The sequence below is a fragment of the Streptomyces sp. NPDC091279 genome (assembly GCF_044757465.1).
In the GTDB taxonomy this organism is placed as follows: Bacteria; Actinomycetota; Actinomycetes; order Streptomycetales; family Streptomycetaceae; genus Streptomyces.
Genome location: NZ_JBIVVA010000001.1, coordinates 539,694 through 563,701, shown reverse-complemented (window position 1 = coordinate 563,701; position 24,008 = coordinate 539,694). Strand labels below are relative to the sequence as shown.

The following is a 24,008-nucleotide window of genomic DNA, read 5'->3' as shown; positions in this document are numbered from 1 at the left end:
CTGCCCCGCCCCCCGGGCCTTGCGGCAAGCCCCCCAGCGCGCTATACGTTGAGAGTGGCAGGGAGACTTCTCTCCTTGCCTTTGTCGTTGGCCGCTTTCTTCGGCCGCTGTCTTCGGCTGCCGCACGCATGTCCCAAGAGGTCTGGCCCGGCTGCCGTGAGGTTCGGGTGGCTCAGGTCAGGCCCTCGGTGGCGGTGGTGAGGGCCACGCGCAGGATGCGGGACAGTTCGGCCTCCGCTGCCGTGCGGTCGGGTCCCGCGTCCCCGCTGTGCCAGGCGTAGTGCTCGACCCCGGCACGCAGGGCCGCGTTGAACATCGCCGCCTGGATCGTGGAGCGGAGGTCGTCGGCGGGCAGCCCGGCGCGTTCGGCGAGGGCGCGGGCGAACGCCGGTTCGGCCTCGTCGTGGGTCTGGAGCCAGATCGCGCGCAGGCCTGGTTCGGTGCGGGTGAGCCGGACCAGCGCGCCGACGGTGGTGCGGTCGGGGCCGGAGGCGATCCGGATGTCGGTCGGCAGGTCCGCCCGCAGGATCTCGTCCAGGGACTCCCCCGGCCGCCACCGTCGCAGCCGGTCGGCGAGCAGATCGATCCCGGCCGTGAACAACGGCCGTACGCACGCCTCCTTGCTGGGGAAGTAGCGCCAGACGGTGCGGGCGGAGATGCCGACCGCGTGCCCGATCTGCTCGCCGGTGGTCGCCGTGACGCCCTGGGCGACGAACAGGTCGACCGCCGCCCGGGCGATCTCCAACCGGATCTCGGCCTTGCGCTCCTCGGTCAGGGGCGGTCGTCCGGTGCGTCCGCCGACTGCGGTCATGTGGTCCTCCGCCTCAGATGATCCCTCTCCCCCGAATTCTCCACCATCTCTTTATGTCACTCACAGACATTAAGTCGTAAGGTGGTGACACCTGGACGCTCGACCAGCCGCAGACAGGCGGCTGGTCGAGCGTTCTCACCCCCACGGAAACAGGAGCACCACATGGCCGGCGGAGTCGACGGACGCAGCGTGATCGTCACCGGAGCGGGCTCGGGCATCGGGCGGGCGAGCGCCCTCGCCTTCGCGGCCCAGGGCGACCGGGTCGTGATCGCCGACATCAACGCCGACGGGGCCGACGCCGTCGTCAAGGAGATCGAGCAGGCGGGCGGCACTGCGGTGGCCGTGACCGGCGACCTCAGCGAACAGGCCGTGGTCGACGAGGTGACGCGCACGGCCGTGGACCGCTTCGGCGGGGTCGACGTGCTGGTGAACAACGCCGGGATCATGGACGGAATGACGGCGCTCGCGGACGTCAGCGACACCGAGTGGGAGCGGGTCATCCGGGTCAACCTCACCGCGCCGTTCCTGCTCACCCGCGCGGTGCTGCCGCACATGCTGGCGGCGGGCAAGGGCGCGATCGTGAGCACCGCCTCCGAGGCCGGCCTGCGGGGCAGCGCGGCGGGCGCCGCCTACACGGCCTCGAAGCACGGGGTGGTCGGGCTGACCAAGAACCTCGCGGTGATGTACCGCAAGTCCGGCATACGCGCCAACGCCATCGCGCCGGGCGGCACGCTCACCGGCATCGTCGTGGACGCCGACAAGGAAGCGCACGGCCCGACCACGATCGCCCCGCACTTCGTCAACGTCGGCCGGCTCGCGCAGCCCGAGGACCAGGCCGCGGCCATCGTGTTCCTCGCCTCGGACGCCGCCGTCAACATCAACGGCGCGATCCTGCCCGTCGACGACGGCTGGGCGGCGGTCTAGCCCATCCCCCGGGAGCGGCGTCGGCCACTCGGCACGGCCCACCGCCGCTCCCGCCACCGGGGTCACTGAGGTCACCGAGGTCACTGAGGTCACCGGCATCCCCGATGCCGCCGGGGCCTCTCAGGTGCCGTTGGCGAACATCCGCGCGAGGCGTTGGCCGGTGGCGACGGTCGCGGCGTGGTCCTCGATGGGCTTGATCTGCGAGCCGCGGAAGACGATGTAGGTCACGCCGTCCGGGACGCCGCCGCCGTTCGGGTCGGCGGTGATGCCGAGGCTCCGGGCGGTGGCGTAGGAGGCCTCGCCGATGAGGCCGGGCGGGCCGGTGTCGCCGACCACCGCGTATCCGACCCGGTCCCGGTAGACGACGGCGGCGACGGACCCGCCGCGCACCCCGTGCTCCCGGTGGTTCCAGATCTTGCTGGCGCCGGGCACCACGATGTACGGGAGGTGTTCGGCGCTCAGATAGCGGCCGTCGGACTGCTGGTAGGCGGTGGCCTCGTCGAAGAGCGGGTCGGTGCGGGCGTTGCAGCGGGGGGTGGGCCGTCCGTCGCAGTCGATGTCCAGGTCCGCCTTCCAGAAGACGGCGTCCCGGGTGCCGCACACCGGGATGTTCGCGGGCGTCTCCTCGTCGGCGCGGTAGCGGCCCCGGGAGACCTGGACACAGTCACGTGTCCTCGCCAGCAGGTCGGCGGCCCGGACGGCGCTCTCGCGCCACACCACCGGTTCCTGGCCGACGCGGTGTCCGGCGGTGGGCGAGGTGGTGGGGGCGATGAGCACGGCACCTGCCGCGACCAGCGTCAGCGACTGGAGACGCATGATGAGGAACCTTCTCCCTGGAGGCATCTGACGGACACTCAGCCCAATCTGACCCTCCCCGGGAGGCTCGGCCACCGTGAGGGGGCCGGACGGTGCACGGCACCCTCGACACACGGGGCCCTCGGCACACGAGGCTCTCGGCGCAAGGGCCCTCGGCACACCGGGCCCTCGACGCACAGCCCCGTCGGCACGCGGGGCTCCGGTCGGCGCGAGCAGGGGCCGGGGAGCTGAGCCCGCGTCGGCTCCGGCCACCCGGCCGCCCGCGTCACGGCACGGGCTCAGCGACGACAGCCGCCCGCGCCAGCGGCATGAACTCCCTTGCCCTCAAGGAGAGTTCGGCCGCGAGAAACTCCAGCATACGTAACCCGGGCGCATGCTCACGCACGACCCCGACCGCGACCTGACCGACACCTGCCCCCTTGCCGCGACCCCGCCGAGCCGCCATATTGGTCCGGACCAACTCCGTCAGGCAGTGCGGTCCGGGGAGGCAGCGCCATGCGTCGCGGCACCGTTCTTCTGCGCCGGGCTCTCGCCCTCGGTGCCGTCATGGCCCTGGCCGCGTCCTGCGCCGGGGGCGGCGGGGACGACGGCGGACGGCTCCCCGGGGCGCCGGTGGGCGTGACCGCCGAGGCGGGCAGTTCCACCAGCGTGCACGTCATGTGGAACGCCGTCGCGGCGCGGCCCGCCGTCCGCGCGTACGAGGTGTACCGGGGTGGCCGGAAGGTGGCGGAGGTGGCCGGGACCTCGCGCATGGTGGACGTCGTCCGGCTCGCCCCGGCGACCGCGTACACCTTCACCGTGCGGGCCCGCGACGGCGCGGGTCGGCTCGGTCCGGGCAGCCGCGCGGTGCGGGCGACGACCCCGGCCGCCTTCGCCGCCGACACCACCGCGCCCTCCCGGCCGGGCACCACCCGGGCCCGTGCGGTCGGCGGCCGGGCCGTCCAGCTGTCCTGGTCCCCGGCCACGGACGACCGGGCCATCGTCTCGTACGACATCCACCAGGGCACCTCGAAGATCCACAGTGTGGGCGGGGACCAGACGGCGACCGTCGTCACCGGGCTGCGTCCCGGCACCGCCTACGCCTTCACCGTCCGGGCCCGCGACGCCGCCGACAACGTCTCGCCGCCCGGCACCCCCGTCCGCCTCACCACCCCCGGCACCGACAGCGGACGCGCCACCGCGCCCGCCGACTTCCGGGCCGCGACCCACCGCGCCGACGGGGCCTTCTACCTGGACCTCTCCTGGACCCCGCCCCGCGCGGACGGGGTGATCACGGAGTATCAGATCCGGCTCGACGACGAGACGGCCACCTCGCTGGTGTTCGGCGGTGACCCGCCGCGCGACCGGGCGAGCCACAGTTTCTCCGTGGGGAACCGGGCCGGGGTGACCCATCGGGTCCGGTTGCGGGCCAGGCTGCCCGACGGGACCTGGGGCGGCTACTCGGCCCGGCGGACGGTGGTGACCGGCGCATGAGCGGGCCGCTGGAGGCCGTTTGGCCCGGACGACGGAATCCGTCACCTGCCCGGCGGCGGTCCGGGTGCGGCGCGGCCCCGGGGAACGTTGGCTGCCCCTGAGACAGCACGGGCGATTCCCGATCCCAGGCGGCGCAAGGGGTTCCGCCGACCGTGCGGTCGGAGGATCGATCCCATGCGCTCTGTCCACACTCTGCCGCGCCCGGCCGCCCTGACGGCGGCCCTCGCGCTCGCGCTCCCGCTCGCCCTGACCGCCGGGACGGCCCGGGCCGCGGGCGCGGGGATCTCCGTGAGCACGAACGGTTCCACGGTGTCGGTGACCACGACGGTGTGCTCCGGGACCAGCAGCAACGGCAGTTGGGGCACGGCCGCGCTGCTCACCAGCAGCCAGACGAGCGCCCGGCAGGGTCGGCAGGTGGCACTGGTGGGGACCGCCGCCCTCCAGTCCGCGGCCTGGCAGAGCGTCAGCCCGGGCACGTACACGGTGCTGGTCGACTGTGCGAACGGCAGCCGCGCGGGGTCCCAGACGGTGATCGTGTCGGCCGCCACCTCCCCGTCCATCTCCGCCACCACCCGGGCCACGGCGACGACCACACCCACACGCGGTGTCCTGGGCGGTCTCGGCGGCACCGTGCAGGACTACGGGCCTCTCACGCTGGGCGCGGGCAGCGCCCTGGTCGGCACCGGGGTGATCGGCGCGGCCTGGTTCCTGCGCCGCCGCACCAAGCCGCACCGCTTCTGACCCGGGCGCCCTCCGACGCAGGTCTCTCGACGCCGGACCACCCCTGTTCCCCGCCCCTGCCCCAAGCCGCCCGTGCTCCACGCCGCCTCTGCTCCACGCCGCCCGTGCCCCGCGCCGCCCCTGCTCCACGCCGCCTCTGCTCCACGCCCCCGGCGCACTGCACGGCTCATGGCGTCCCGGAGTCGTCCAGTCCCGTCCGTTCAACCAGTTCCGTCAGTTCCGGCGGTTCCGGTGCTTCCGGTGCTTCCGGTGCTTCCGTCAGGTCCTCGAACTCGGTCAGGGCGTGGGTGAGCCATTGGGTCCAGAAGGTTTCCAGGTCGATGCCGGCGCGCAGGACGAGGTGCTGGAGGCGGTCCTGCGGGGTGTTCCTGCCGGGCGGGAAGTCGCGTCGTTCGATCTCCTCGTAGGCGGCCAACTGGCCCTGGTGCAGGTCGAGATGGCGGCGCAGGTCGGATGCGATACCGGCGCCGCCCACCACGGCCGCCGCGCGCAGCCGCAGGAAGAGGGGGTCGCGGTAGGCCTTGGGATCCTGGGGCGCGGCGGTCCAGCGGGCCAGTTCGGCGCGGCCGGCGGGGAGCACCTCATAGCTCTTCTTCTGTCCCCGGGCCGGCTGCTCGGTCGGCAGGGCGCGGATGTGTCCGGCGGACTCCAGTTTTCCCAGCTCGCGGTAGATCTGCTGGTGGGTGGCCGACCAGAAGTATCCGATCGACCGGTCGAACCTGCGGGTCAGTTCAAGACCCGACGACGGCTTCTCCAGCAAGGCGGTGAGGATGGCGTGCGGGAGTGACATGGGCTCATCCTAGGGACGGTCGATCACCTGGGGACCGTCCCTCTTGCGGGCACGGTGGGTCACAGGGCCGCCGCGACCTCGGTGCCCTGCTTGATGGCGCGCTTGGCGTCGAGTTCGGCGGCCACGTCGGCGCCGCCGATCAGATGGGCGGAGCGGCCGACGGCGATCAGGTCGTCGTAGAGGCCACGGCGTGGTTCCTGACCGGTGCACAGGACGACCGTGTCGACCGGCAGGACGGTGCTCTCCTCACCGACGGTGAGGTGGAGTCCGGCGTCGTCGACGCGGTCGTAGCGGACGCCCGGGATCATGGTGACGCCTCGGTGCCTCAGCTCGGCACGGTGTATCCAGCCGGTGGTCCTGCCGAGACCGGCGCCGACCTTGGTGGGTTTGCGCTGGAGGAGGTGGACGGTGCGCGGGGACGCGGGGCGTTCGGGGGCGGTGAGGCCACCGGGGGTGCGATGGTCCATGTCGACGCCCCAGTGCCGGAAGTAGGTCGCCGGGTCCGCGCTCGCCTGGTCGCCGCCGTCGGTGAGGAACGCGGCGACGTCGAAGCCGATGCCCCCGGCGCCGAGGACGGCGACCCGGGCTCCGACGGGAGCGCCGTCGCGCAGCACGTCGAGGTAGCCGAGGACGCTGGGGTGGTCGATGCCGGGGATGTCCGGGGTGCGCGGGGTGACGCCGGTGGCGATGACGACCTCGTCGAACTCGGCGACGTCGCAGGCCTGGACGGTGGTGTTCAGGCGTATCTCCACGCCGTGCGCGGCGAGTTGGTGACGGAAGTAGCGCAGGGTCTCGTCGAACTCCTGCTTGCCGGGAACCCGGCGGGCGACGTTGAGCTGGCCGCCGATCTCGCTCGCGGCGTCGAACAGGGTGACGTGGTGGCCGCGTTGGGCTGCGGTGGTCGCGCAGGCGAGGCCGGCCGGTCCGGCGCCGACCACGGCGACGCGGGTCCGCAGACGGGTCGGGGAGAGGACCAACTCGGTCTCGTGGCAGGCGCGCGGGTTGACCAGGCAGGAGGTGATCTTCCCGCTGAACGTGTGGTCCAGGCAGGCCTGGTTGCAGCCGATGCAGGTGTTGATGGCCTCCGGCGTCCCGGCCACCGCCTTGGCGACGAAGTCGGGGTCGGCGAGCATCGGGCGGGCCATGGACACCATGTCCGCGCAGCCGTCGGCGAGCAACTCCTCGGCGAGTTCGGGGGTGTTGATGCGGTTGGTGGTGATGAGCGGGACGGACACCTCGCCCATCAGGCGCCGGGTGACCCAGGTGTACGCGCCGCGCGGCACGGAGGTCGCGATGGTGGGGATGCGGGCCTCGTGCCAGCCGATGCCGGTGTTGATGAGGGTGGCCCCGGCGCTCTCCACGGCGCGGGCGAGGGTGATCACCTCGTCCAGGGTCGAGCCGCCCGGCACCAGGTCCAGCATGGAGAGCCGGTAGACGACGATGAAGTCCTCGCCGACCGCCTCGCGGACCCGGCGCACGATCTCGACGGGGAAGCGCATGCGGTTCTCGTAGCTGCCGCCCCAGCGGTCGGTGCGGTGGTTGGTCGGCGCCGCGATGAACTCGTTGATCAGGTAGCCCTCGGAGCCCATGATCTCGACGCCGTCGTATCCGGCCCGGCGGGCGAGGCGGGCGGTGCGGACGTAGTCGTCGATGGTCCGCTCGATCTCGGCGTCGGTGAGTGCGCGCGGCGGGTAGGGGCTGATGGGGGCCTGGAGCGGGCTCGGCGCGACCAGGTCCCGGTGGTAGGCGTACCGGCCGAAGTGCAGGATCTGGAGGGCGATCCGGCCGCCCTCGCGGTGCACGGCGTCGGTGATGACGGTGTGCCGGTCGGCCTCGGCGTCGGTGGTGAGGGTGGCGCCGCCCTCGTAGGGGCGCCCGGCGTCGTTGGGCGCGATGCCGCCGGTGACGATGAGGCCCACTCCCCCGCGCGCCCGGGCCGCGTAGAAGGCGGCCATCCGCTCGAACCCGCCCTCGGCCTCCTCCAGACCGACGTGCATGGAGCCCATGAGGACGCGGTTGGGCAGGGTGGTGAAGCCCAGGTCGAGCGGGCTCAGCAGGTGGGGGTAGTGGCTCATCGGCGGGTCTCCGTGCGGGGTCGTGCCCTCGGTGCGGAGGCTCCCGGCATGGCGGACCCCCTGGTGGACGACTCCTTTGTAGAGGACCCCGGCCTCATTGTGCAACTAGTTGCACAAGAACGAGGTGTACGCCACCGCCCGCCGAGCACGCCCCGCGCAGGGACGGCCGGCCGGACCCGGCGGCGGACCTACAGGCTCTCCAGCCTCAGATGCACGTCCCGTTCCTGGTCGCCCGAGGCGCCGGTCAGGTCCTGGACGGAGAACACGGAGTCCAGGGTTTTCCGGAACCGTTCCACGGCCCAGTAGCCGCCCTGCACATCGGCCGTGACCGGCCCGTCGAGATGCGCGACGCCGAGCACGGGGTGCGACTCGGCGACGTCGAAGGTGCCGAGCCAGATCATCGGGCGGGTCTTGTGGAGCTGCTCGGGAATGTCCTCGGCGCACCGGTCCGACGCGAAACACGCGCACAGGGCGTCGAAGACGGCCCGGGCGTCCTCCCGGGTGCAGTCGCTGAGGGAGACGGAGACGGATTCCGCGTGCGTCTGCTCGTGTTCCATGGCGGTCGCTCCTCTTCGTCGCTGGTTCGCGGGTGCGCGGACCCACCAAGCCGTGTCGCCGCGAGATCGCGGCCCACCGGCCGGGTGCCCGACGCGCCGCGTCCCACACTCAAGACAAGCACCGCGCGGCGGGCACCGCAGGAGAAGCGCCGGGCGGGGAGGCGCCGCCGGTCGCGTCGGCGCCTCCCCGGCCGGTCAGCCCTTGGTGAAGCGGTACGTCTTGCTGTCCGTGAGCACGCAGATGCCCGGCGAGACGACGATGACCCGCAGGGTGCCGGTGCGCCGGTCGTAGTCGATGCCCTCCGCCTCGAACGTGCCTGAGCAGCCGCTGCGCAACGGCAGCTGACGCAGGGCGGTGACATGGCCGGAAACGTTCGATGTGCCGTTCGGCGCGGCCGACAGGTCGACCTGGAGCAGCGGCTTGGTGATGCCGAAGAGGCTGCCCTCGGGGTCGTCGGAGGAGCACAGGAGGGTGGTCGCGCCGGAGAAGTCGCAGCCCTGGACGTCCCGGACGGGGTGATCGAGCGTGACGGTGCTGACCTGCGGAAGGTTGGCCGAGGGCGAGGTGGCGGCGTTGACGCCGGGGGTCGGGAAGACCAGGAAGCGGGTCATGGTGCCGTACTCGCCGGACAGCATCCACTGGCCGTCGGGCGAGATCGCGACCCACGAGTTGTTGAGGGCCTCGCCGGGGCTGAGCGTGTGGACGTACTCCGACCAGCCGCCGCCGGGCCCCTGCACCCGGTACATCTTCGTGGTGCCCGAGTCGCGCTGGTACGGCTCGATGTAGTGGCCGTCGGAGGAGGCGTCGGGGTCGCCGATGTGGTTCCAGCCCCGGCTGGAGAGGTCGACGGGGATGGTGCCGATGCCGGTGTAGCGGTTGGGGCTGTTCGCCGGGGTCTCGACGGAGGCCAGGCCCTGGCTCTCGGTGAGCGGGTCGGCGCGGTCGGAGCCGACCTCGTTCCAGGTGTCGGCGGCCGACGCGGGCGGGGCGGCGGACAGCACCGCGGCCGTGGTGAGGGCGAGCAGGGCGGTGAGGGTCGCGTGACAACGTTGCCGGGCGCGCGGGGCCATGGTGGCTCCTCCGTGGGGGGGGGTGGGGCGAAGGCGTACTCGGCGGACAGTCTGGCGGGCCCAGGTGGGCATGTACAGACCAATATCGAAACGGCGGCTGTCCGGACGTCGACACCGAGGGCGGCGTTGGTCGTCGCTTCACCGGACAGATCCGGCCACGGTGAGAGATGGTGGAGGTGAGCGTCGGGGCCGTCACCGGGACGGCCGCGCGCGGCGGTACTGGGGAGTCGGCACGGGGGACGTCGTGCCGGACGACGGCGAAGGCGGTGCGTGCGATGGATGCACCCGGGTTTCCGGTGGCGGAGAACACCAAGAAGACCAAGACCACCGAGACCACCAAGACCACGGCGGACACGGGGGACACCACGGACACGGCGGACACGGCGGACACGGGGAACGTCGACAACCCCGGCCGCTCCGCGGACGCTGAGGGCGTCGAGAGCCCCGCGGACGAGGCGGCGCTCCGGCCGGGCGGGCTGCTCGATGTGCTCGGCGTGGCCTCGGTGGTGCTGGACGCCCGGGGTCAGATCGTGCTGTGGAGCCCACGGGCCGAGGAGTTGTTCGGGTACTCGGCGGCGGAGGCGCTCGGCCGGTTCGCGGCCCGGCTGATGGTCCACGAACGCCATCTGGACCAGGTCGTGAAGCTGTTCACGGACGTCATGGTCGACGGCGAGAGCTGGGCCGGTGCCTTCCCGATCCGGCACAAGGACGGCGGCACCCGGCTGGTGGAGTTCCGCAACATGCGCCTCCTCGACGACCGGGGCGACGCCTACGCCCTCGGCCTGTGCGCCGACCACGGGACGGTCCGGCAGCTGGAGCGGGACGTGGCGCTGTCGACGCGGATGATCGCGCAGTCCCCGGTCGGGCTCGCCATCCTCGACACCGAGCTGCGGTACGTGTCCGTGAACCCGGCGCTTGAGCGGCTCAACGGGGTGCCCGCCGAACAGCATCTGGGCCGTACGCCGGGCGACGTGCTGCCGGGGGTGGACGTCGGCCTGGTCGAGTCGGCGGCCCGCCGGGTCCTGGAGACGGGCCGCCCGCTGATCGACCAGCAGGTCACCGGCGTCGCCCCGGCCGACGCGGACGAGGAGCGGGCCTGGTCGGTGTCCCTGTACCGCCTGGAGGACGCGACCGGGCGGGTGCTGGGGGTGGCCGGGGCGGTGGCGGACATCACCGAGCAGCACCGGGCGGGCATCGAGGCGGAGGCGGCCAGGCGGCGGCTCGCGCTGATCGCGGACGCCTCGGCCCGGATCGGCACCACCCTCGAACTGGACCGTACGGCCGACGAGTTGGCGGACGTCGCGGTGCCGGAGCTGGCGGACGTGGCGGCGGTGGACCTGCTGGAGGCGGTCGTCGAGGGCCGGCGCAGCAGCCTGGGCCCCGAGGAACCGGCGGTGTTCCGGGCGCTGGCCGTGCGGGCGCCGCACGCGCCGGAGGCGTCGCGGGCGGCCGGTCCGCCGGGGCAGGTGGCCCGGTACGGTCCCGAGCGCCTGGTCACCCGGTGTGTGCGCACCGGTGAGGCGGTCCTGGTCGCGGAGGTCACCCCGGCCGACCTGGCCCGCATCGCGCGCTCCCCCGAGGCCGCCGAGCTGCTGGCCCGCGCGGGCGTCCACTCCTACCTCTGCGTCCCCCTGATCGCGCGCGGCGAGGTGCTGGGCGCCCTCGGGCTGAAACGGACGTCGCATCCGGTGCCGTTCGACGAGGACGATCTGCTGCTGGCGCGGGAGTTGGCGGCGCGGGCGGCCGTGCAGATCGACAACGCCCGCTGGTACCAGAACGCCCGGGACACCGCCCTCACCCTCCAGCGCAGTCTGCTGCCCCGGCATCCGCCGGTGACCGGGGGTCTTGAGGTGTCGTCCCGGTACCAGCCGGCGGGCGGCACGAGCGAGGTCGGCGGGGACTGGTTCGATGTGATCCCGCTGGACGGGGGCAAGACGGCGCTGGTGGTGGGCGATGTGATGGGCAGCGGCATCAGCGCGGCCGCGACGATGGGCCGGCTGCGGACCGCGACGCACACACTGGCCGCCCTGGACCTCGATCCGGCGCGGCTCCTGGAGTACCTCGACCGGGGCACCGACGACCTGGACCAGTCGATCGCGACCTGTGTGTACGCCGTCCACGATCCGGTGGCGCGGCAGTGCCGGATCGCGAACGCCGGGCATCTGCCGCCGGTGCGGCTGCGTCCGGGACGGCCGCCCGAGCTGCTCGACCTGCCGACCGGGGTGCCGCTCGGGGTGGGCGGGGTGGCGTTCTCCACGATCACGGTCGAGCTGGCGCCGGGTGACCGGATCGTGTTCTACACCGATGGTCTGGTGGAGACCCGCCGGGACCCGCTCGACGCGCGCCTGGACGCGCTGCTGGCCCTGCTCGACGGTCCCGACGGGCCGTTGGAGGACGTCTGCGATCTGCTGCTGCGCACGCTGCACGCGCCGGACACCTCCGACGATGTGGCGCTGCTCATCGCCCGGGTGCTGCCGCCGCTGTGACGCCGAGGACGACGGTGGCGCCGCGTGCGTCGTCGGTGGCGAGGTGGGCGGTGAGTCCGGCGCGGGTGAAGGCGGCGAGGGCGGCGTCGGACTGCCGCTCGCTGGTCTCCACCAGCAGGCAGCCGCCCGGGGCGAGCCAGCGGGGTGCCTCGGCGGCGACCCGGCGCAGCACGTCGAGGCCGTCGGTGCCGCCGTCCAGGGCGACGAGCGGTTCGTGGTCGCGGGCCTCGGCGGGGAGCAGACCGACCTCGCCGGTGGGGACGTAGGGCACGTTGGCGGCGAGGATGTCGACGCGGCCGCGCACCTGGGCGGGGAGCGCCTCGAAGAGGTCGCCGGTGTGGACGTGCCCGGTGGCCGGGACGTTGCGGCGGGCGCAGCGGACGGCGGCCGGGTCGATGTCGGCGGCGTGCAGTTCGACGGCGCCCAGGGCTGCGGCGAGGGCGGCTCCGAGGGCGCCGGAGCCGCAGCACAGGTCCACGACGACCGAGGCGCCCGGCGCGTGCGCGAGGGCCTGTTCGACGAGGAACTCGGTGCGGCGGCGGGGGACGAAGACGCCGGGTTCGACGGCGATCCGCAGGCCGGCGAACTCGGCCCAGCCGACGACGAGTTCGAGGGGGTGACCGGCGACGCGGCGGGCCACGAGGTCGGCCAGCCGGTCCGGGGTGCGGGCGGCGGCGAGGATCAGACGGGCCTCGTCCTCGGCGAAGACGCAGCCGGCGGCGCGCAGCGCGGCGACGACCCGGTCGGCGGTGAGCGGGGTGGCGAGGGTGGCGGGATCGAGTGGAGGCATGGAGAGCCGAGAGCCTTTCGGGAGCCGAAGGGCGCTCTCCCGGTCACCGGCAGCGGTGTTCCACGGGGACCGGAGGTGAGAGCACCCGACCTGACTGAGCGGTAATGGGTCTCACCTCCTCGGTGGTCGACGGCCGGGACGTTCCTCGGCCGGACGCGGTCACGGTACCCCAACGGCCCACGCCTCGGCGATCGGTGACCCACGGTTGTACTCTGCAACCAGGCGAGCGAGGGAGGTCGCGGTGGACGCGGACGATGCCGTGGAGGTCATCCAGCGGGAGATGACGGCGTTCGCCCGGCGGGCCCGTGCCTCGGCGGGGCGGATGCATCCCGAGCTGTCGCTCGTGTCGTACACGCTGCTGGGGCATCTGGAGGAGAGCGGCGGCTGCCGGGCCACCGACCTGGCGGCGCACTACGCGCTGGACAAGTCCACGGTGAGCCGCCAGGTGACGGCGCTGGAGCGGGCCTCTCTGGTGGAACGGCGCCAGGACGCCGAGGATCACCGGGTGCTGCTCGTCCAGCTCACGGACGCCGGGCGGCAGATCCTGGCCCAGGTCACCGAGAGCCGTCGGGCCGCCTTCCGGGAGCGGCTCGCGCGCTGGGAGCCCGAGGACCTGGAACGGTTCGCCGGATACCTGGTGCGGTACAACGCCGTTCCCGAAGCCCTGGCCTCCCCCGACGACCGGGGCTCGGACCCTGCTGAGGTGCGCTAGCCGACCGGTACCGCTTCTCTGGCCTCGTGCAGGTGCTCGGGGGCGCGGGCCGCGAGGAACGCCGTGGTGCGGCGCAGCCGGAAGCCGAGCTTCTCGTAGAGGCGGATGGCGTTCGTGTTGTCCGCGCCGGTGTGCAGGAACGGGGTCTCGCCGCGTTCCCTGATGCCGTGCGCGACGGCCAGGATGAGCCGCCGGGCCAGGCCCTCGCCGCGGAACGCCGGGTCGGTGCAGACCGCGCTGATCTCCGTCCAGCCCGGCGGACGCAGCCGTTCCCCGGCCATGGCGGCAAGGACGCCGTCGCGGCGGATGCCCAGGTAGGTGCCGAGTTCGATGGTGCGCGGGAGGAAGGGGCCCGGCCGGGTGCGGGCGACCAGGTCGAGGATCTCCGGCACGTCGGCGGGGCCGAGCCGGACCGCCTCGGGTTCGGGTGCGGCGTCGAGCCCGTCGTCGACGAACTGGACGCCGTCCATGTGCCAGAGGATCTCCCAGTCGTCCGGCATCACCCGCCCGTGGAAGCCCAGCAACGGGACCTCGGCGCCGGGTCCGGTGAGGGCGGCGACGTCGGCCCAGTCACGCGCGTCCATGTCCTCGGGGAGCGCGATCCACGGGGTGACGTCGACCGGGTAGCGCAGGATGCGCCGGTGCCGTTCGGCGAAGTGGGCGTGCAGGCCGGTCAGGGCGGCGAGGGCGGGGTTGTCGAGGGGGTGCGGGGGCGTGTCGCTCATCCGGCGATCTCCAGCACGATCTTGCCGCGGGCGTGGCCCTCCTCGACGGTGCGCAGCGCCTCGCCCGCCTGCTCCAGCGGGAAGGTCCGGGTGACGTGCGGGTCGAGGGCACCGCGGGCGACGAGGTCGGCGACGGCGGCCAGGCCCTCGTTGGTGCGGGTGCGCAGGACGCGGGCGCCGCCCAGCTTCTCGACCTCCTCGGGCGGGGCGCCGGCCGTGATCAGCCGGGTCCGGTCGGTGAGCAGGGTCGCGGCCTCGGCGAGGACATCGCCGCCGACCAGGTCGTACACGCCGTCGACGGGGCCGGGCACGCGGGCGGTCCATTCGGGTCCGGAGGGGACGTGTGCGGCGCCGAGGGACTCCAGGAGTTCCTTCTTGGCGGGGCTCGCGACGCCCACCACGCGCAGTCCGAGGGCCCGCGCGATCTGTACGACGGCCACGCCGACGCCGCCGCCCGCGCCGGTGACCAGCAGGGTCTGCCCGGCCTTGAGGTCGAGTTGCCCGACCCCGTCGTAGGCGGTGACGGCGGCGACCGGGAGGGTCGCGGCGTCGGTGAAGGTGACGGCGTCGGGCTTGCGGGCGATCAGGTCGGTCGACAGCAGCGCGTACTGGGCGTACCCGCCCTCCAGCGGGCGGCCGAACACCGCGTCCCCCGGGACGAAGCCGTCGACGCCGGGGCCGGTCCGCTCGACGACGCCGGAGACCTCGTTGCCGAAGACGGCCGGGAAGGCGCGGTCGGCGCTCTCTCCCGGGCGCCGGTAGCCGGTGCGCTGCTTCCAGTCGACGGGGTTCACCCCGGCGGCCCGCACCGCGATCAGCACCTGACCGGGTCCGGGGACGGGCTTGTCCACGTCGATGAGCGCCTCGGTCTCCGGTCCCCCGTAGCGCGTGAACACGTATGCCTTGGGCATGGCTCCCACTCTCCTTCGCTGCCGAGCCCGGACCGGTGGTACGGGTACCGGTCCGGCCATCAGACGAAAAGGGGCAGCGGGGCGCGACTATTCCCCGGTACCGGAAGTCTTCATACATCCTTGACGATCGCGGCCGGGTACCGCCTGACGTGCGCGGACACCGGCCGGGGGGACGGCGGCGGGCGGCGCGCCGGGCGGCCTCGCGGTGGCCGGGCCACTCGCACACCGGGGTGGTGTGGAGAGACAATGAGGAGCGGACACGGTACGACCCCTCCGACATCGTTCAGGGCGAGGAGGTCGGCATGCGGACCCGGGTGCGCGGCTGGCGCTGGCGGCACAATCCGCTGCGGCGCCACTGCGACATCGTCGAGGCGTGGACGGCTCTGCTGGTCGCGATCCTGCTCTGTGTGGGCGCTCCGCTCGCGGGCGTCCTGGCGGGCTGGTGGGCGCACGACTACGCCCGTACGGTCGCGGCCGCCCAGCGTGCCCCGCTGCACGAGGTCCGCGCCCAGGTCCTCACCACGGACCCGACGCCGCTGCCGGACGGGGAGAACGGGCAGGGGCACGTCTACCGGGCCACGGTCCGCTGGACGGACCCGCACACCGGCCGGCACACGGCGGCGGCGACCCTCCCGACCGAGGCCCGCAAGGGTTCCGACGTCGACGTGTGGCTCGACGCCCGGGACCGGCCGGTGCTCCCGCCGCCGGGCTCGACGGCGATCTGGCAGCACACCCTCACCGTGGGTGTCTGCGCGGCCGGCAGCACGGCCGGCCTGGTCCTGTTCGGGAACGCCGTCGTGCGTCGGACCGCCACCCGGCACCGGATGAACGAGTGGGAGCGGGAGTGGGAGCGGACCGAGCCAAAGTGGACGCACCGGCGGGCGTGAGGGGGCCAACAAATCTCTGGCCAGTGGTCGGACCGCCGCCGTACGGTGTGATCATCCGCACTGTCCGTCCTGTCTGCGTCTCTTCACCAAGGCGGTCCTTCCATGGCCCTGTTCGACCTGCCCCTCGATGAACTCCGCGCGTACCGCAGCGAGTCCGTCGAGCCCGACGACTTCGACGCGTTCTGGTCGACGACCCTTCAGGAGACCCGCGCGCACGATCTGGACGCCCGTTTCGAGCCGGTCGACACCGGGCTGACGACGGTGGACGTGTTCGACGTGACGTTCAACGGCTTCGGCGGGCAGCCGGTGAAGGGCTGGCTGACGGTGCCCGCGCGGGCCGAGGGGCCGGTGCCGCTGGTCGTGGAGTTCATCGGGTACGGCGGTGGACGCGGGCTGCCGCACGAGCGGCTGCTGTGGGCGTCGACGGGCCGGGCGCACTTCGTGATGGACACCCGGGGTCAGGGCAGCGCGTGGGGCGGGGGCGGCGCCACCGCCGACCCGGTGGGCGCGGGGCCCGCGTACCCCGGGTTCATGACGCGGGGTCTGGACGCGCCGGAGAACTACTACTACCGCCGGGTGTTCGCGGACGCCGTGCGCGCGGTGGAGGCGGCCCGTTCGCACCCGGCGACCGACGCGTCCCGCACCGTGGTGCTCGGTGCCAGCCAGGGCGGCGGCATCACGATCGCCGTCGGCGCGCTGGTCCCGGACCTGGTGGCGGTCGCCCCGGACGTGCCGTTCCTGTGCGACTTCCCGCGCGCCGCCCGTCTGACGGACCGTCACCCGTACCGGGAGATCGGCCTGTTCCTCAAGACGCACCGGGGCCGTAGCGAGGACGCGCTGCGCACCCTCTCCTACTTCGACAGCGTCCACTTCGCCGCTCGCGGCAGCGCCCCGGCGCTCTTCTCGACGGCGCTGGAGGACCAGACCTGCCCGCCCTCGACGGTCTTCGCGGTCTTCAACTCCTGGGCGCACGAGGACAAGTCGATCGAGGTCTACGACTTCAACGACCACGAGGGCGGCGGCCCCTACCACGACGCGGCGAAGGTGACCTGGCTGCGCGCGTACGCCTGATCCCTCAACAGGCCCTGGGCCAGGGCTGGTTGACTGATCTTGCCCCCTGCCCGTCCGGGCGGTCCGTAGGGTCGTCGGGCACCCGGGCCGCGGTCGCGGTCCGGGCCCGTACGGACGATGGAGGTTGCCATGGCGGAGCGCGAGCCGGTGGTGCACGGTCACTGTGACGAGCAGTTCGCGGGTGTGCGGGCGGCGTTCGAGGAGAACGTCCGGGACCGGGACGAACTCGGCGCCGCCGTCACCGTGACCGTCGGCGGCCGGAGCGTCGTGGACCTGTGGGGCGGCTGGGCGGACGCGGCCCGCACCCGCCCCTGGGAGCGGGACACCGTGGTCAACGTGTGGTCGACGACCAAGGGCCCGGTCGCGCTCTGCGCCCACCTGCTGGCCGATCGCGGGCTGCTCGACCTCGACGCGCCGGTGGCCCGGTACTGGCCCGAGTTCGCGGCGGCGGGCAAGGAACACATCCCGGTACGGCAGTTGCTCTCGCACCGGGCGGGTCTCTCCGGGCCGCGCGCACCGCACTCCCTCGACGACCTCTACGACTGGGACGTCACCACCGAGCGGCTCGCGGCGATGGAACCCTGGTGGGAGCCCGGCACGATCTCCGGCTATCACGCGGTGACCTACGGCTTCCTGGTCGGCGAGGTGATCCGGCGGATCACGGGCCTGCGTCCGGCCGCGTTCCTCGCGCAGGAGGTGACCGGGCCGCTGGGCATCGACTTCACCATCGGCCTGGCCGAGAAGGAGGCCGGGCGGGTGGCCGAGCTGGTGAGCCCGCCGGCCCCCTCCGACAGTGAACAGGCGGCGATCTTCAGCCAGTTGACGCTGCCCGCCCTCGCGGCGGTGGCGAATCCGCCGGTGGGTGCGGCCGAGGCGAACAGCGATGCGTGGCGGGCCGCCGAGATCCCGGCGGCAAACGGTCACGGCACCGCGCGGGCGATCGCCGCGCTGTACGGCGTCTTCGCCGGGCGCGGGGTCCTCGACGGCCACCGGGTGCTGTCCGCCGAGGCCGCCGAGCGGGCCAGGGAGTCGCAGGGCAGCTGCCGCGACCTGGTCCTCGGCGCCGGGCTCGGACACGACACGGAGGCGGGGCTCGGCCTGTGGCTGAGCGGCCCGTACGGCTCCTACGGCCCCAACCCGCGGGCCTTCGGCCACGACGGCTTCGGCGGCTCCTGCGGTCTCGCGGACCCGGAGGCCGAGGTCGCCCTCGGCTACGTCATGAACCGTATGGGCCCGCACATCTGCGACGACCCGAGGAAGATGGCGTTGGTCGCGGCGGTGTACGAGGCGCTGTAAGCGCGCGCCGGGACACCCTCGCGGGAGGACCGGCGGCAGCCGGGAGAACGGCCCAACAGGCGCCGTTCCGCCGGGAGTTCACGTCCCCGGCGGCTCGCGTGCGGGGGCTGCCGTCGGCACGCCGGCCGAACCCGGCGAGCGGGCGCGGCCGGACCGTGAACCCGGCGCCCGTGCCACGGCACAGCCGACGGACGTCGGAGCGCGGACGCGCGGCGCCGCCGGGGTGGCGCGGGGCGCGGTCGGGACGGCGGGTGCCCAACGCCCTTGGTTCGTAGGCGAGTCACGGGTGTCCCAACGCCCTTGATTCGTAGGCGAGTCGGACGCGCGCCGGGGAGCCCCGCTCCGCGCGTGCGTCGGCCGCGTCCGGCCAGGCCCGCTCCGCGCGGGACTTGATGTGGTCGAGGGTGGTGGTCATGCGCCGCTCGAACTCCCGCAGCCGGACCTGGACGATCTCCTGTTCCCTCTCCGGCATCCGCTCGACGGCCTCCCTCAGCCTGGAGCGGCCGGGGCCGAGCCGCACCCACTCGGACAGTCCGGTGCCGCCGCCCTCGGGGCTGAGCCGGAAGCGCCAGCACGCGATGGGCTCGGTCACCTCACCCACCGCCCAGCCGAAGACCCGGCCGGGGTCGCACTCGACGACGCTCGACGTGGTGGTCCAGGAGCCGACGCGCTCGTGGTGGTTGTGGCCGAGGAAGCGGGCGCCGGGGGCCGGTCCGGTGGCGCCGTCGAGCCACTCGACGGACTGGAGTTCGTCGCTCGTCTCCGGCATCAGCGTGATGTCGCAGACCAACGGCCACACCCGCGCGGGCGGGGCGTCGATCCAGGTCCGCACCTCGACCGTCGGATGGTCCGCGAACCGTGCGCCCGTCCCCTCCACCGCGGTCAGCCTCCTCGCCCTCAAGCGGGTCCGACCTCAAAAGTTTCGCCATAGGACTCACCCTGTCAAGGGAGCGCGCCCGGCCCGACGCGGTCAGTCCGCGGCGAACCGGCGCCGCACCTCGGGGCGTTCGCGCAGCTCCTCGGGGAAGCCCGGCTCCATCCGCATCGAGGTGTCGTCGGCCCGCAGCGGCCGCCGGCAGGACGCGCACACCACCTCGGGGCCGGTGTCGTGGCCGCAGGGGGCGTGCCGGAAGACGATCGGGGCGCCCTCCTCCCCCGCGAGCCACCCATCGCCCCACCCGGCCAGCGCGGCGAGCACGCCGAAGAAGTCCCGGCCCTTCTCCGTCAACACGTACTCGTGGCGCGGGGGTTCGTCCTGGTAGGGCCGCCGGTGCGGGCGATCGAGCAGGGCCAGTTCGAGAAGGACGTGCGTCTCATCCGTCCACGATGGCCAGTTGCGTGACAAGACCCGGCTGGTGAAGGGCGCTAGAACCGTTCGGGCGTCAATACCGTTGTGCTCCTTGAGTGTTGACGCTCACGGCCGGTGAACGACAGGGCCCGGCCCCGTCGACCAGGGATGGATTCCCGTACCCGTACCGCTCAACCGCCTGCATCCGCACGCCTGTTGAAACCCCCCACCCCTCAAGGAGTGACGTCAGTGATGTCCACCCCTCGCTCCGGATGGTTCCGGTCCAGACGCTTCGCCGTCGCCGCCGGGCTCACCGCAGCGCTCGCCGCCCTCGTGGCGACCCTGCTCACCATGCCGCTGAACGCCTCCCTCGCGAGCGCGGACGGCAGCCAGATCACCGGGCTCGCCGGCAAGTGCGTCGACGTCGCCGAGGCGAACAACGCCAACGGCACCCCCGTACAGCTCTACGACTGCAACGGAACGCCCGCCCAGCAGTGGACGATCGGCACCGACGGCACCATCCGCGCGCTCGGCAAGTGCCTGGACGTCGTCGACTTTGGCACCGGTGACGGGTCCGCCGTTCAGCTGTGGGACTGCGCCGGCAGCGCCAACCAGCAGTGGGTGGTCAGCTCCGCGAACGACATCGTGAACCCGGCCGCCAACAAGTGTCTGGACGTGCGGGACAACAACACCGCCAACAGCACCCGGCTACAGATCTGGACGTGCGCCGGCACCGCCAACCAGAAGTGGACCGCACCGGCCGCCGGTGGCGGCGGGGACGGCGGAAACGGCGGAACGGGCGGCGGCAACGGCGGGGGCACCCCGTCCGGCTTCGTGGTGAGCGAGGACCAGTTCAACCAGATGTTCCCGGGCCGCAACCCGTTCTACACGTACAGCGGGCTGACCACCGCGCTCGCCGCCTACCCCGGTTTCGCGACCACGGGCAGTGACACGGTGAAGCGGCAGGAGGCCGCGGCCTTCCTCGCCAACGTCAGCCACGAGACCGGCGGTCTCGTCCATGTGGTCGAGCAGAACACCGCCAACTACCCGAGCTACTGCGACACGTCGCAGTCCTACGGCTGCCCCGCGGGCAACGACAAGTACTACGGTCGCGGCGTTGTCCAGCTCAGCTGGAACTTCAACTACAAGGCGGCGGGCGACGCCCTCGGCATCGACCTCCTCCACAACCCCGACCTGGTGCAGAACGACGCGTCCATCGCCTGGGCGACCGGTCTGTGGTACTGGAACTCGCAGTCGGGCCCCGGCACGATGACCCCGCACGACGCCATGGTCAACAGCGCCGGTTTCGGCCAGACGATCCGTTCGATCAACGGCGCCCTGGAGTGCGACGGGCACAACCCGGCCCAGGTCCAGAACCGTGTCGACTCCTACCAGCACTTCGCGCAGATCCTCGGCGTCGACCCGGGCGCCAACGTCGCCTGCTGACGGCGGGCACGGCAACAAGGAGCGGACATGCGGACGTTGAAGTCCCTCACCCGGGTCGCCCTCGGGGCGGCCGGCGCGCTGGCGCTCGTCGTGGCGGTGCCGACCGGCGCCCACGCCAGCGTGCTGCAAGCGCTGCCGCAGAACGCCGACAGCCTGGAGCAGACGTTCTCCCCGGCCTACGACTACGACAAGGACGGCTGCTACACCACGGCCGCGATCGGCGCCGACGGCACCCTCAACCCGGGGCTCAAGCTCGGCGGCGACGTCAACGGCAACTGCCACGACCCGGGCCAGCTCGCGGGCGCCAACACCTACTCCCGCGAGAAGTGCAACAACGGCTGGTGTGCGGTGATGTACGCCAGCTACTTCGAGAAGGACCAGGCCACCCTGGGTCCGGCCGCGATCGGGCACACCCATGACTGGGAGCACGTCGTGGTGTGGGTGCGCGACAACGACGTGCAGTACGTGTCGGTGTCGCAGCACAGCGGATACCAGGTGGCGGCGCGCTCGGCGGTGCGGTTCGACGGCACCCATCCCAAGGTCGTCTACCACAAGGACGGCGCGTCGACGCACTGCTTCCGGTTCGCCAGTGCGAATGACGAACCGCCGGAGAACGCGACCGGCGCCTGGTTCTACCCGCCGCTCGTCGGCTGGAACGGCTATCCGGACGGGCTCCGCGACCGACTCATGAACGCGGACTTCGGCAGCGCCACCCTCAAGATCAGAGACGTCGACTTCGCGAACTGGCTCGACCGCGCGATGCCGTCCGGCATCTCGTTCGACCCCCACGCCTGACCGGCCGCCGCGCCCTTCCGTCCCCGTACGGGAGGGCGCGGCGCCTTGATCAGAAGGGATGTGTTCCTCACCATGGCCCTCCCCCGCACTCTCTCCGTGGCGTTGCCCGGCGGCATCGCCCTCACCGCCGCGCTCGCCCTCACCGCGAGCCACTTCACCGCGTCGCCCCCGACGACCCCCACCGCGGCCGTCGCCGGTACGGTGACCGGCCTCGACGGCAGATGTCTGGACGTCGCCGGTGCAAACCCCGCAGACGGCACGGCCGTTCAGCTCTACGACTGCAACGGAACCGCCGCCCAGCAGTGGACCGTCGGCACCGACGGCACCCTTCGCGCGCTCGGCAAGTGCCTGGACGTGACGGACTTCTCGGTCGCCGACGGTGCCAAGGCGCAGCTGTGGACGTGCGCGGGCACCCCCAACCAGCAGTGGACGGTGACCGCCGCCCAGGACATCGTCAACCCGGCCGCCGACAAGTGCCTGGACGTGACCGACAACGCGTCGGTGAACGGCGCCCGCGTGCAGCTGTGGACCTGTGGCGGCACCGCCAACCAGAAGTGGACCGCGCCCGCGAGCGGCGACGACGACAGCGGCGAGCAGAGCGCCGACACCTGCTGGGCGACCCACTACGGGGCGCAGCCCGCCGGTGCCCTGACCGCGAGCGGCGAGCTGTACGACAACAACGCGGACACGGCGGCCACCTCGCTGAGCCGTCAGCCCCAACTCCCGTTCGGCACACGGGTGCAGGTCACCAATGTCGCCAACGGCCGTTCCCTGGTGGTGCGGATCAACGACCGGGGCACCTTCGCGCAGACCCCGCAGGAGCCCAAGTGCCTTGACCTGACGGACGGGGCGTTCGACCGGCTCGGCGGTGCCCTCGACCCGGACGCGGGGCACATCGTGGTCACGCAGCAGATCCTCAACTGACGTACCCGTGCAGGGCCTTGGCGCCGCCTCGGCCCTGCGCACCTCACGACGCCGACCCGGCGTAGGGCCGGGAAAGGGTCAGCCGCGCAGGCGTACCGGGAGTTCCCGCACGCCGTTGCTGACGAAGCTCGGCTGGCGCGGGAGTTCGGCCTCGGGCACGGCCAGGTCGAGGTCGGGGAAGCGGGTGAACAGCCGTTCCAGGGCGATCGTCGCCTCGACGCGGGCGAGCGGGGCGCCCAGGCAGTAGTGGGCGCCGTGCCCGAGGGAGAGATGCCGGACGGCGTCGGGGCGGCTGCGGCGGGTGACGTCGAAGCGGTCGGCGTCAAGACCGTGCGCGGCGGGGTCCCGCCCGGCGGCCGTGTACCCGGCCAGCACCGGGGTCCCGGCGGGGATGACGGTCCCGCCGACGGCCAGGTCCCGCGCGGGATAGCGGAACGGGAAGTAGCTGACCGGCGCGTCCCAGCGCAGTGTCTCCTCGACGACGTCGCCCCAGTCGGCGTCCCCGGCGCGCACCCGCGCGAGTTGGTCGCGGTGGCCGCACAGGGCGCGGACGGCGTTGGCGATCAGGTTCAGTGTGGTCTCATGCCCGGCGACGACCATCAGCAGGAGCGTGCCGATCAGCTCGGCGTGGCTGAGCCGGTCGCCGTCCTCGTCGCGGGCGGCGATGAGGGCGCTGGTGAGGTCGGGGCCGGGCGCCTCGGCCTTGGCGGCGGCGAACTCGGCGAGGACGGCGGCCAGTTCACCGTTGGCGTCGATGACCTGCTCGGGGCTGAGGTCGGTGGCGACGATCTGGTCGGTCAAGTGGTGCAGCCGGTCGCGGCGTTCGGGTTCCACGCCGAGCAACTCGCCGATGACGCCCATCGGCAGTGGCAGCGCGACATGCCGTCGCAGATCGGCGACTCCGCCCCCGTCCTCAGCGGCCCGCTCCAGGTCGTCGAGGAGCGTGTCCGTCAACTCGCTTATGCGCGGCCGGAGTTCCTCGACCCTGGGGGTGGTGAACGCCCGGCTGACCAGGGTCCGCAGCCGCCGGTGGTCGGCGCCGTCGGCGGTCGTCATGCCCGGCACGGTCGCGAAGGTCGCGAGCGGCCAGTCAGGGGGAACGCGTCCGTCCCGCAGAGCGGTGAAGTGCGCCGCGCTCTTGGCGACTTCGGGGTGGGTGAGGAACTCCTTGAGCGCCTCGTGCCCGAGGACGGCCATCCCCTCGACGCCGCCCGGCAGTTCGATCGGCGCGAGGGGGCCCTCGGCGAGCAGGCGGGCGTTGGCCGCGTGGGGGCAGCCGCCGGCCGGGTCGAGTCGGTGGAAGGCGGTGGTCATGGGCGCTCCCGACGGCCGCGCGGGGTACGGACTCAGCCGATCGTAGAGCGGCCGGGCCACGCGGGGAGACGATTCCCCGCCAACTCCCGTCCGGATCAAGCCGGA

At 73.0% G+C, this 24,008-nt stretch carries 23 protein-coding genes; 11 read left to right on the top strand and 12 right to left on the bottom strand.

All coding sequences use genetic code 11. The annotated features are described in order from the left end of the window. Positions 1–172: 172 nt before the first annotated feature. Positions 173–811 (bottom strand): TetR/AcrR family transcriptional regulator, encoded by a 639-nt coding sequence (locus ACIQOU_RS02385; protein WP_401533157.1) that lies wholly within the window; start codon positions 809–811, stop codon positions 173–175. 162 nt (positions 812–973) lie between these two features. Here ACIQOU_RS02385 and ACIQOU_RS02380 point away from each other — a divergent pair, with 162 nt between their 5' ends. Then, positions 974–1,735 carry an SDR family NAD(P)-dependent oxidoreductase gene (locus tag ACIQOU_RS02380; protein WP_401533155.1) on the top strand — a complete coding sequence of 254 codons (762 nt, stop codon included), beginning with the start codon at positions 974–976 and terminating at the stop codon, positions 1,733–1,735. A gap of 120 nt (positions 1,736–1,855) precedes the next feature. Here ACIQOU_RS02380 and ACIQOU_RS02375 read toward each other — a convergent pair whose 3' ends face one another. Beyond that, positions 1,856–2,551: a glycoside hydrolase family 75 protein gene (locus ACIQOU_RS02375; RefSeq protein WP_401533153.1), complete on the bottom strand. Its 696-nt coding sequence runs from the start codon at positions 2,549–2,551 to the stop codon at positions 1,856–1,858. Between the two features lie 495 nt (positions 2,552–3,046). On the opposite strand from ACIQOU_RS02375, the gene ACIQOU_RS02370 reads away from it, so the two are divergent. Further along, positions 3,047–4,024 carry a fibronectin type III domain-containing protein gene (locus tag ACIQOU_RS02370; protein ID WP_401533151.1) on the top strand — a complete coding sequence of 326 codons (978 nt, stop codon included), beginning with the start codon at positions 3,047–3,049 and terminating at the stop codon, positions 4,022–4,024. A gap of 174 nt (positions 4,025–4,198) precedes the next feature. Continuing rightward, complete coding sequence (locus tag ACIQOU_RS02365; protein ID WP_401533150.1) at positions 4,199–4,765, top strand: hypothetical protein; 567 nt, start codon at positions 4,199–4,201, stop codon at positions 4,763–4,765. A 166-nt stretch (positions 4,766–4,931) separates the two neighbouring features. On the opposite strand, the gene ACIQOU_RS02360 is transcribed toward ACIQOU_RS02365, so the two are convergent. From ACIQOU_RS02360 to ACIQOU_RS02345, 4 genes are all read right to left on the bottom strand, one after another. After that, the gene (locus tag ACIQOU_RS02360) at positions 4,932–5,555 is read right to left on the bottom strand and encodes a PadR family transcriptional regulator (protein ID WP_401533149.1); all 624 of its coding nucleotides are present in this window, start codon (positions 5,553–5,555) and stop codon (positions 4,932–4,934) included. A 59-nt stretch (positions 5,556–5,614) separates the two neighbouring features. Next, positions 5,615–7,630: an FAD-dependent oxidoreductase gene (locus ACIQOU_RS02355; RefSeq protein WP_401533147.1), complete on the bottom strand. Its 2,016-nt coding sequence runs from the start codon at positions 7,628–7,630 to the stop codon at positions 5,615–5,617. Between the two features lie 188 nt (positions 7,631–7,818). Then, positions 7,819–8,187, bottom strand: coding sequence for a hypothetical protein (locus tag ACIQOU_RS02350; protein ID WP_401533146.1), 369 nt, complete (start codon positions 8,185–8,187; stop codon positions 7,819–7,821). Positions 8,188–8,382: 195 nt separating this feature from the next. Next, positions 8,383–9,258, bottom strand: a complete 876-nt coding sequence (locus ACIQOU_RS02345) for a hypothetical protein (RefSeq protein WP_401533145.1) — start codon at positions 9,256–9,258, stop codon at positions 8,383–8,385. Between the two features lie 275 nt (positions 9,259–9,533). On the opposite strand from ACIQOU_RS02345, the gene ACIQOU_RS02340 reads away from it, so the two are divergent. Next, positions 9,534–11,744, top strand: coding sequence for a SpoIIE family protein phosphatase (locus ACIQOU_RS02340; protein WP_401533143.1), 2,211 nt, complete (start codon positions 9,534–9,536; stop codon positions 11,742–11,744). On the opposite strand, the gene ACIQOU_RS02335 is transcribed toward ACIQOU_RS02340, so the two are convergent. After that, positions 11,716–12,534, bottom strand: coding sequence for a putative protein N(5)-glutamine methyltransferase (locus ACIQOU_RS02335; RefSeq protein ID WP_401533142.1), 819 nt, complete (start codon positions 12,532–12,534; stop codon positions 11,716–11,718). The genes ACIQOU_RS02340 and ACIQOU_RS02335 overlap by 29 nt on opposite strands. A 241-nt stretch (positions 12,535–12,775) precedes the next feature. Between ACIQOU_RS02335 and ACIQOU_RS02330 the strand changes: the two genes are divergently transcribed. Then, the gene (locus ACIQOU_RS02330; protein ID WP_401533140.1) at positions 12,776–13,246 is read left to right on the top strand and encodes a MarR family winged helix-turn-helix transcriptional regulator; all 471 of its coding nucleotides are present in this window, start codon (positions 12,776–12,778) and stop codon (positions 13,244–13,246) included. Here ACIQOU_RS02330 and ACIQOU_RS02325 read toward each other — a convergent pair. Continuing rightward, positions 13,243–13,971, bottom strand: a complete 729-nt coding sequence (locus tag ACIQOU_RS02325; RefSeq protein ID WP_401533138.1) for a GNAT family N-acetyltransferase — start codon at positions 13,969–13,971, stop codon at positions 13,243–13,245. The two genes, ACIQOU_RS02330 and ACIQOU_RS02325, sit on opposite strands and share 4 nt — an antisense overlap. Beyond that, on the bottom strand, positions 13,968–14,882 hold the full coding sequence (locus tag ACIQOU_RS02320; protein WP_401533136.1) for an NADP-dependent oxidoreductase: 915 nt from the start codon (positions 14,880–14,882) through the stop codon (positions 13,968–13,970). The genes ACIQOU_RS02325 and ACIQOU_RS02320 overlap by 4 nt, the downstream gene beginning before the upstream one ends. 233 nt (positions 14,883–15,115) lie before the next feature. On the opposite strand from ACIQOU_RS02320, the gene ACIQOU_RS02315 reads away from it, so the two are divergent. From ACIQOU_RS02315 to ACIQOU_RS02305, 3 genes are all read left to right on the top strand, one after another. Beyond that, positions 15,116–15,769 (top strand): hypothetical protein, encoded by a 654-nt coding sequence (locus ACIQOU_RS02315; protein WP_401533134.1) that lies wholly within the window; start codon positions 15,116–15,118, stop codon positions 15,767–15,769. Positions 15,770–15,871: 102 nt separating this feature from the next. Then, positions 15,872–16,840, top strand: a complete 969-nt coding sequence (locus ACIQOU_RS02310) for an acetylxylan esterase (protein WP_401533132.1) — start codon at positions 15,872–15,874, stop codon at positions 16,838–16,840. Between the two features lie 129 nt (positions 16,841–16,969). Beyond that, positions 16,970–18,136 (top strand): serine hydrolase domain-containing protein, encoded by a 1,167-nt coding sequence (locus tag ACIQOU_RS02305; RefSeq protein WP_401533130.1) that lies wholly within the window; start codon positions 16,970–16,972, stop codon positions 18,134–18,136. 280 nt (positions 18,137–18,416) lie between these two features. Here the strand turns inward: ACIQOU_RS02305 and ACIQOU_RS02300 are convergent, their stop codons facing one another. Continuing rightward, positions 18,417–19,013, bottom strand: coding sequence for an SRPBCC family protein (locus ACIQOU_RS02300; RefSeq protein ID WP_401533129.1), 597 nt, complete (start codon positions 19,011–19,013; stop codon positions 18,417–18,419). A gap of 93 nt (positions 19,014–19,106) precedes the next feature. After that, positions 19,107–19,481, bottom strand: coding sequence for a winged helix-turn-helix transcriptional regulator (locus tag ACIQOU_RS02295; RefSeq protein ID WP_401533128.1), 375 nt, complete (start codon positions 19,479–19,481; stop codon positions 19,107–19,109). Positions 19,482–19,676: 195 nt separating this feature from the next. Between ACIQOU_RS02295 and ACIQOU_RS02290 the strand changes: the two genes are divergently transcribed. Genes ACIQOU_RS02290 through ACIQOU_RS02280 form a run of 3 tightly spaced genes read left to right on the top strand, consistent with a single transcriptional unit; the run spans position 19,677 to position 22,589 of the window. Continuing rightward, positions 19,677–20,870, top strand: coding sequence for a glycoside hydrolase family 19 protein (locus ACIQOU_RS02290; RefSeq protein WP_401533127.1), 1,194 nt, complete (start codon positions 19,677–19,679; stop codon positions 20,868–20,870). Between the two features lie 27 nt (positions 20,871–20,897). Beyond that, positions 20,898–21,665, top strand: coding sequence for an NPP1 family protein (locus tag ACIQOU_RS02285; protein ID WP_401533126.1), 768 nt, complete (start codon positions 20,898–20,900; stop codon positions 21,663–21,665). Between the two features lie 45 nt (positions 21,666–21,710). After that, complete coding sequence (locus ACIQOU_RS02280; protein ID WP_401533124.1) at positions 21,711–22,589, top strand: lectin; 879 nt, start codon at positions 21,711–21,713, stop codon at positions 22,587–22,589. Positions 22,590–22,667: 78 nt separating this feature from the next. Here the strand turns inward: ACIQOU_RS02280 and ACIQOU_RS02275 are convergent, their stop codons facing one another. Then, positions 22,668–23,903 (bottom strand): cytochrome P450, encoded by a 1,236-nt coding sequence (locus tag ACIQOU_RS02275; protein WP_401533123.1) that lies wholly within the window; start codon positions 23,901–23,903, stop codon positions 22,668–22,670. Positions 23,904–24,008: the final 105 nt, after the last annotated feature.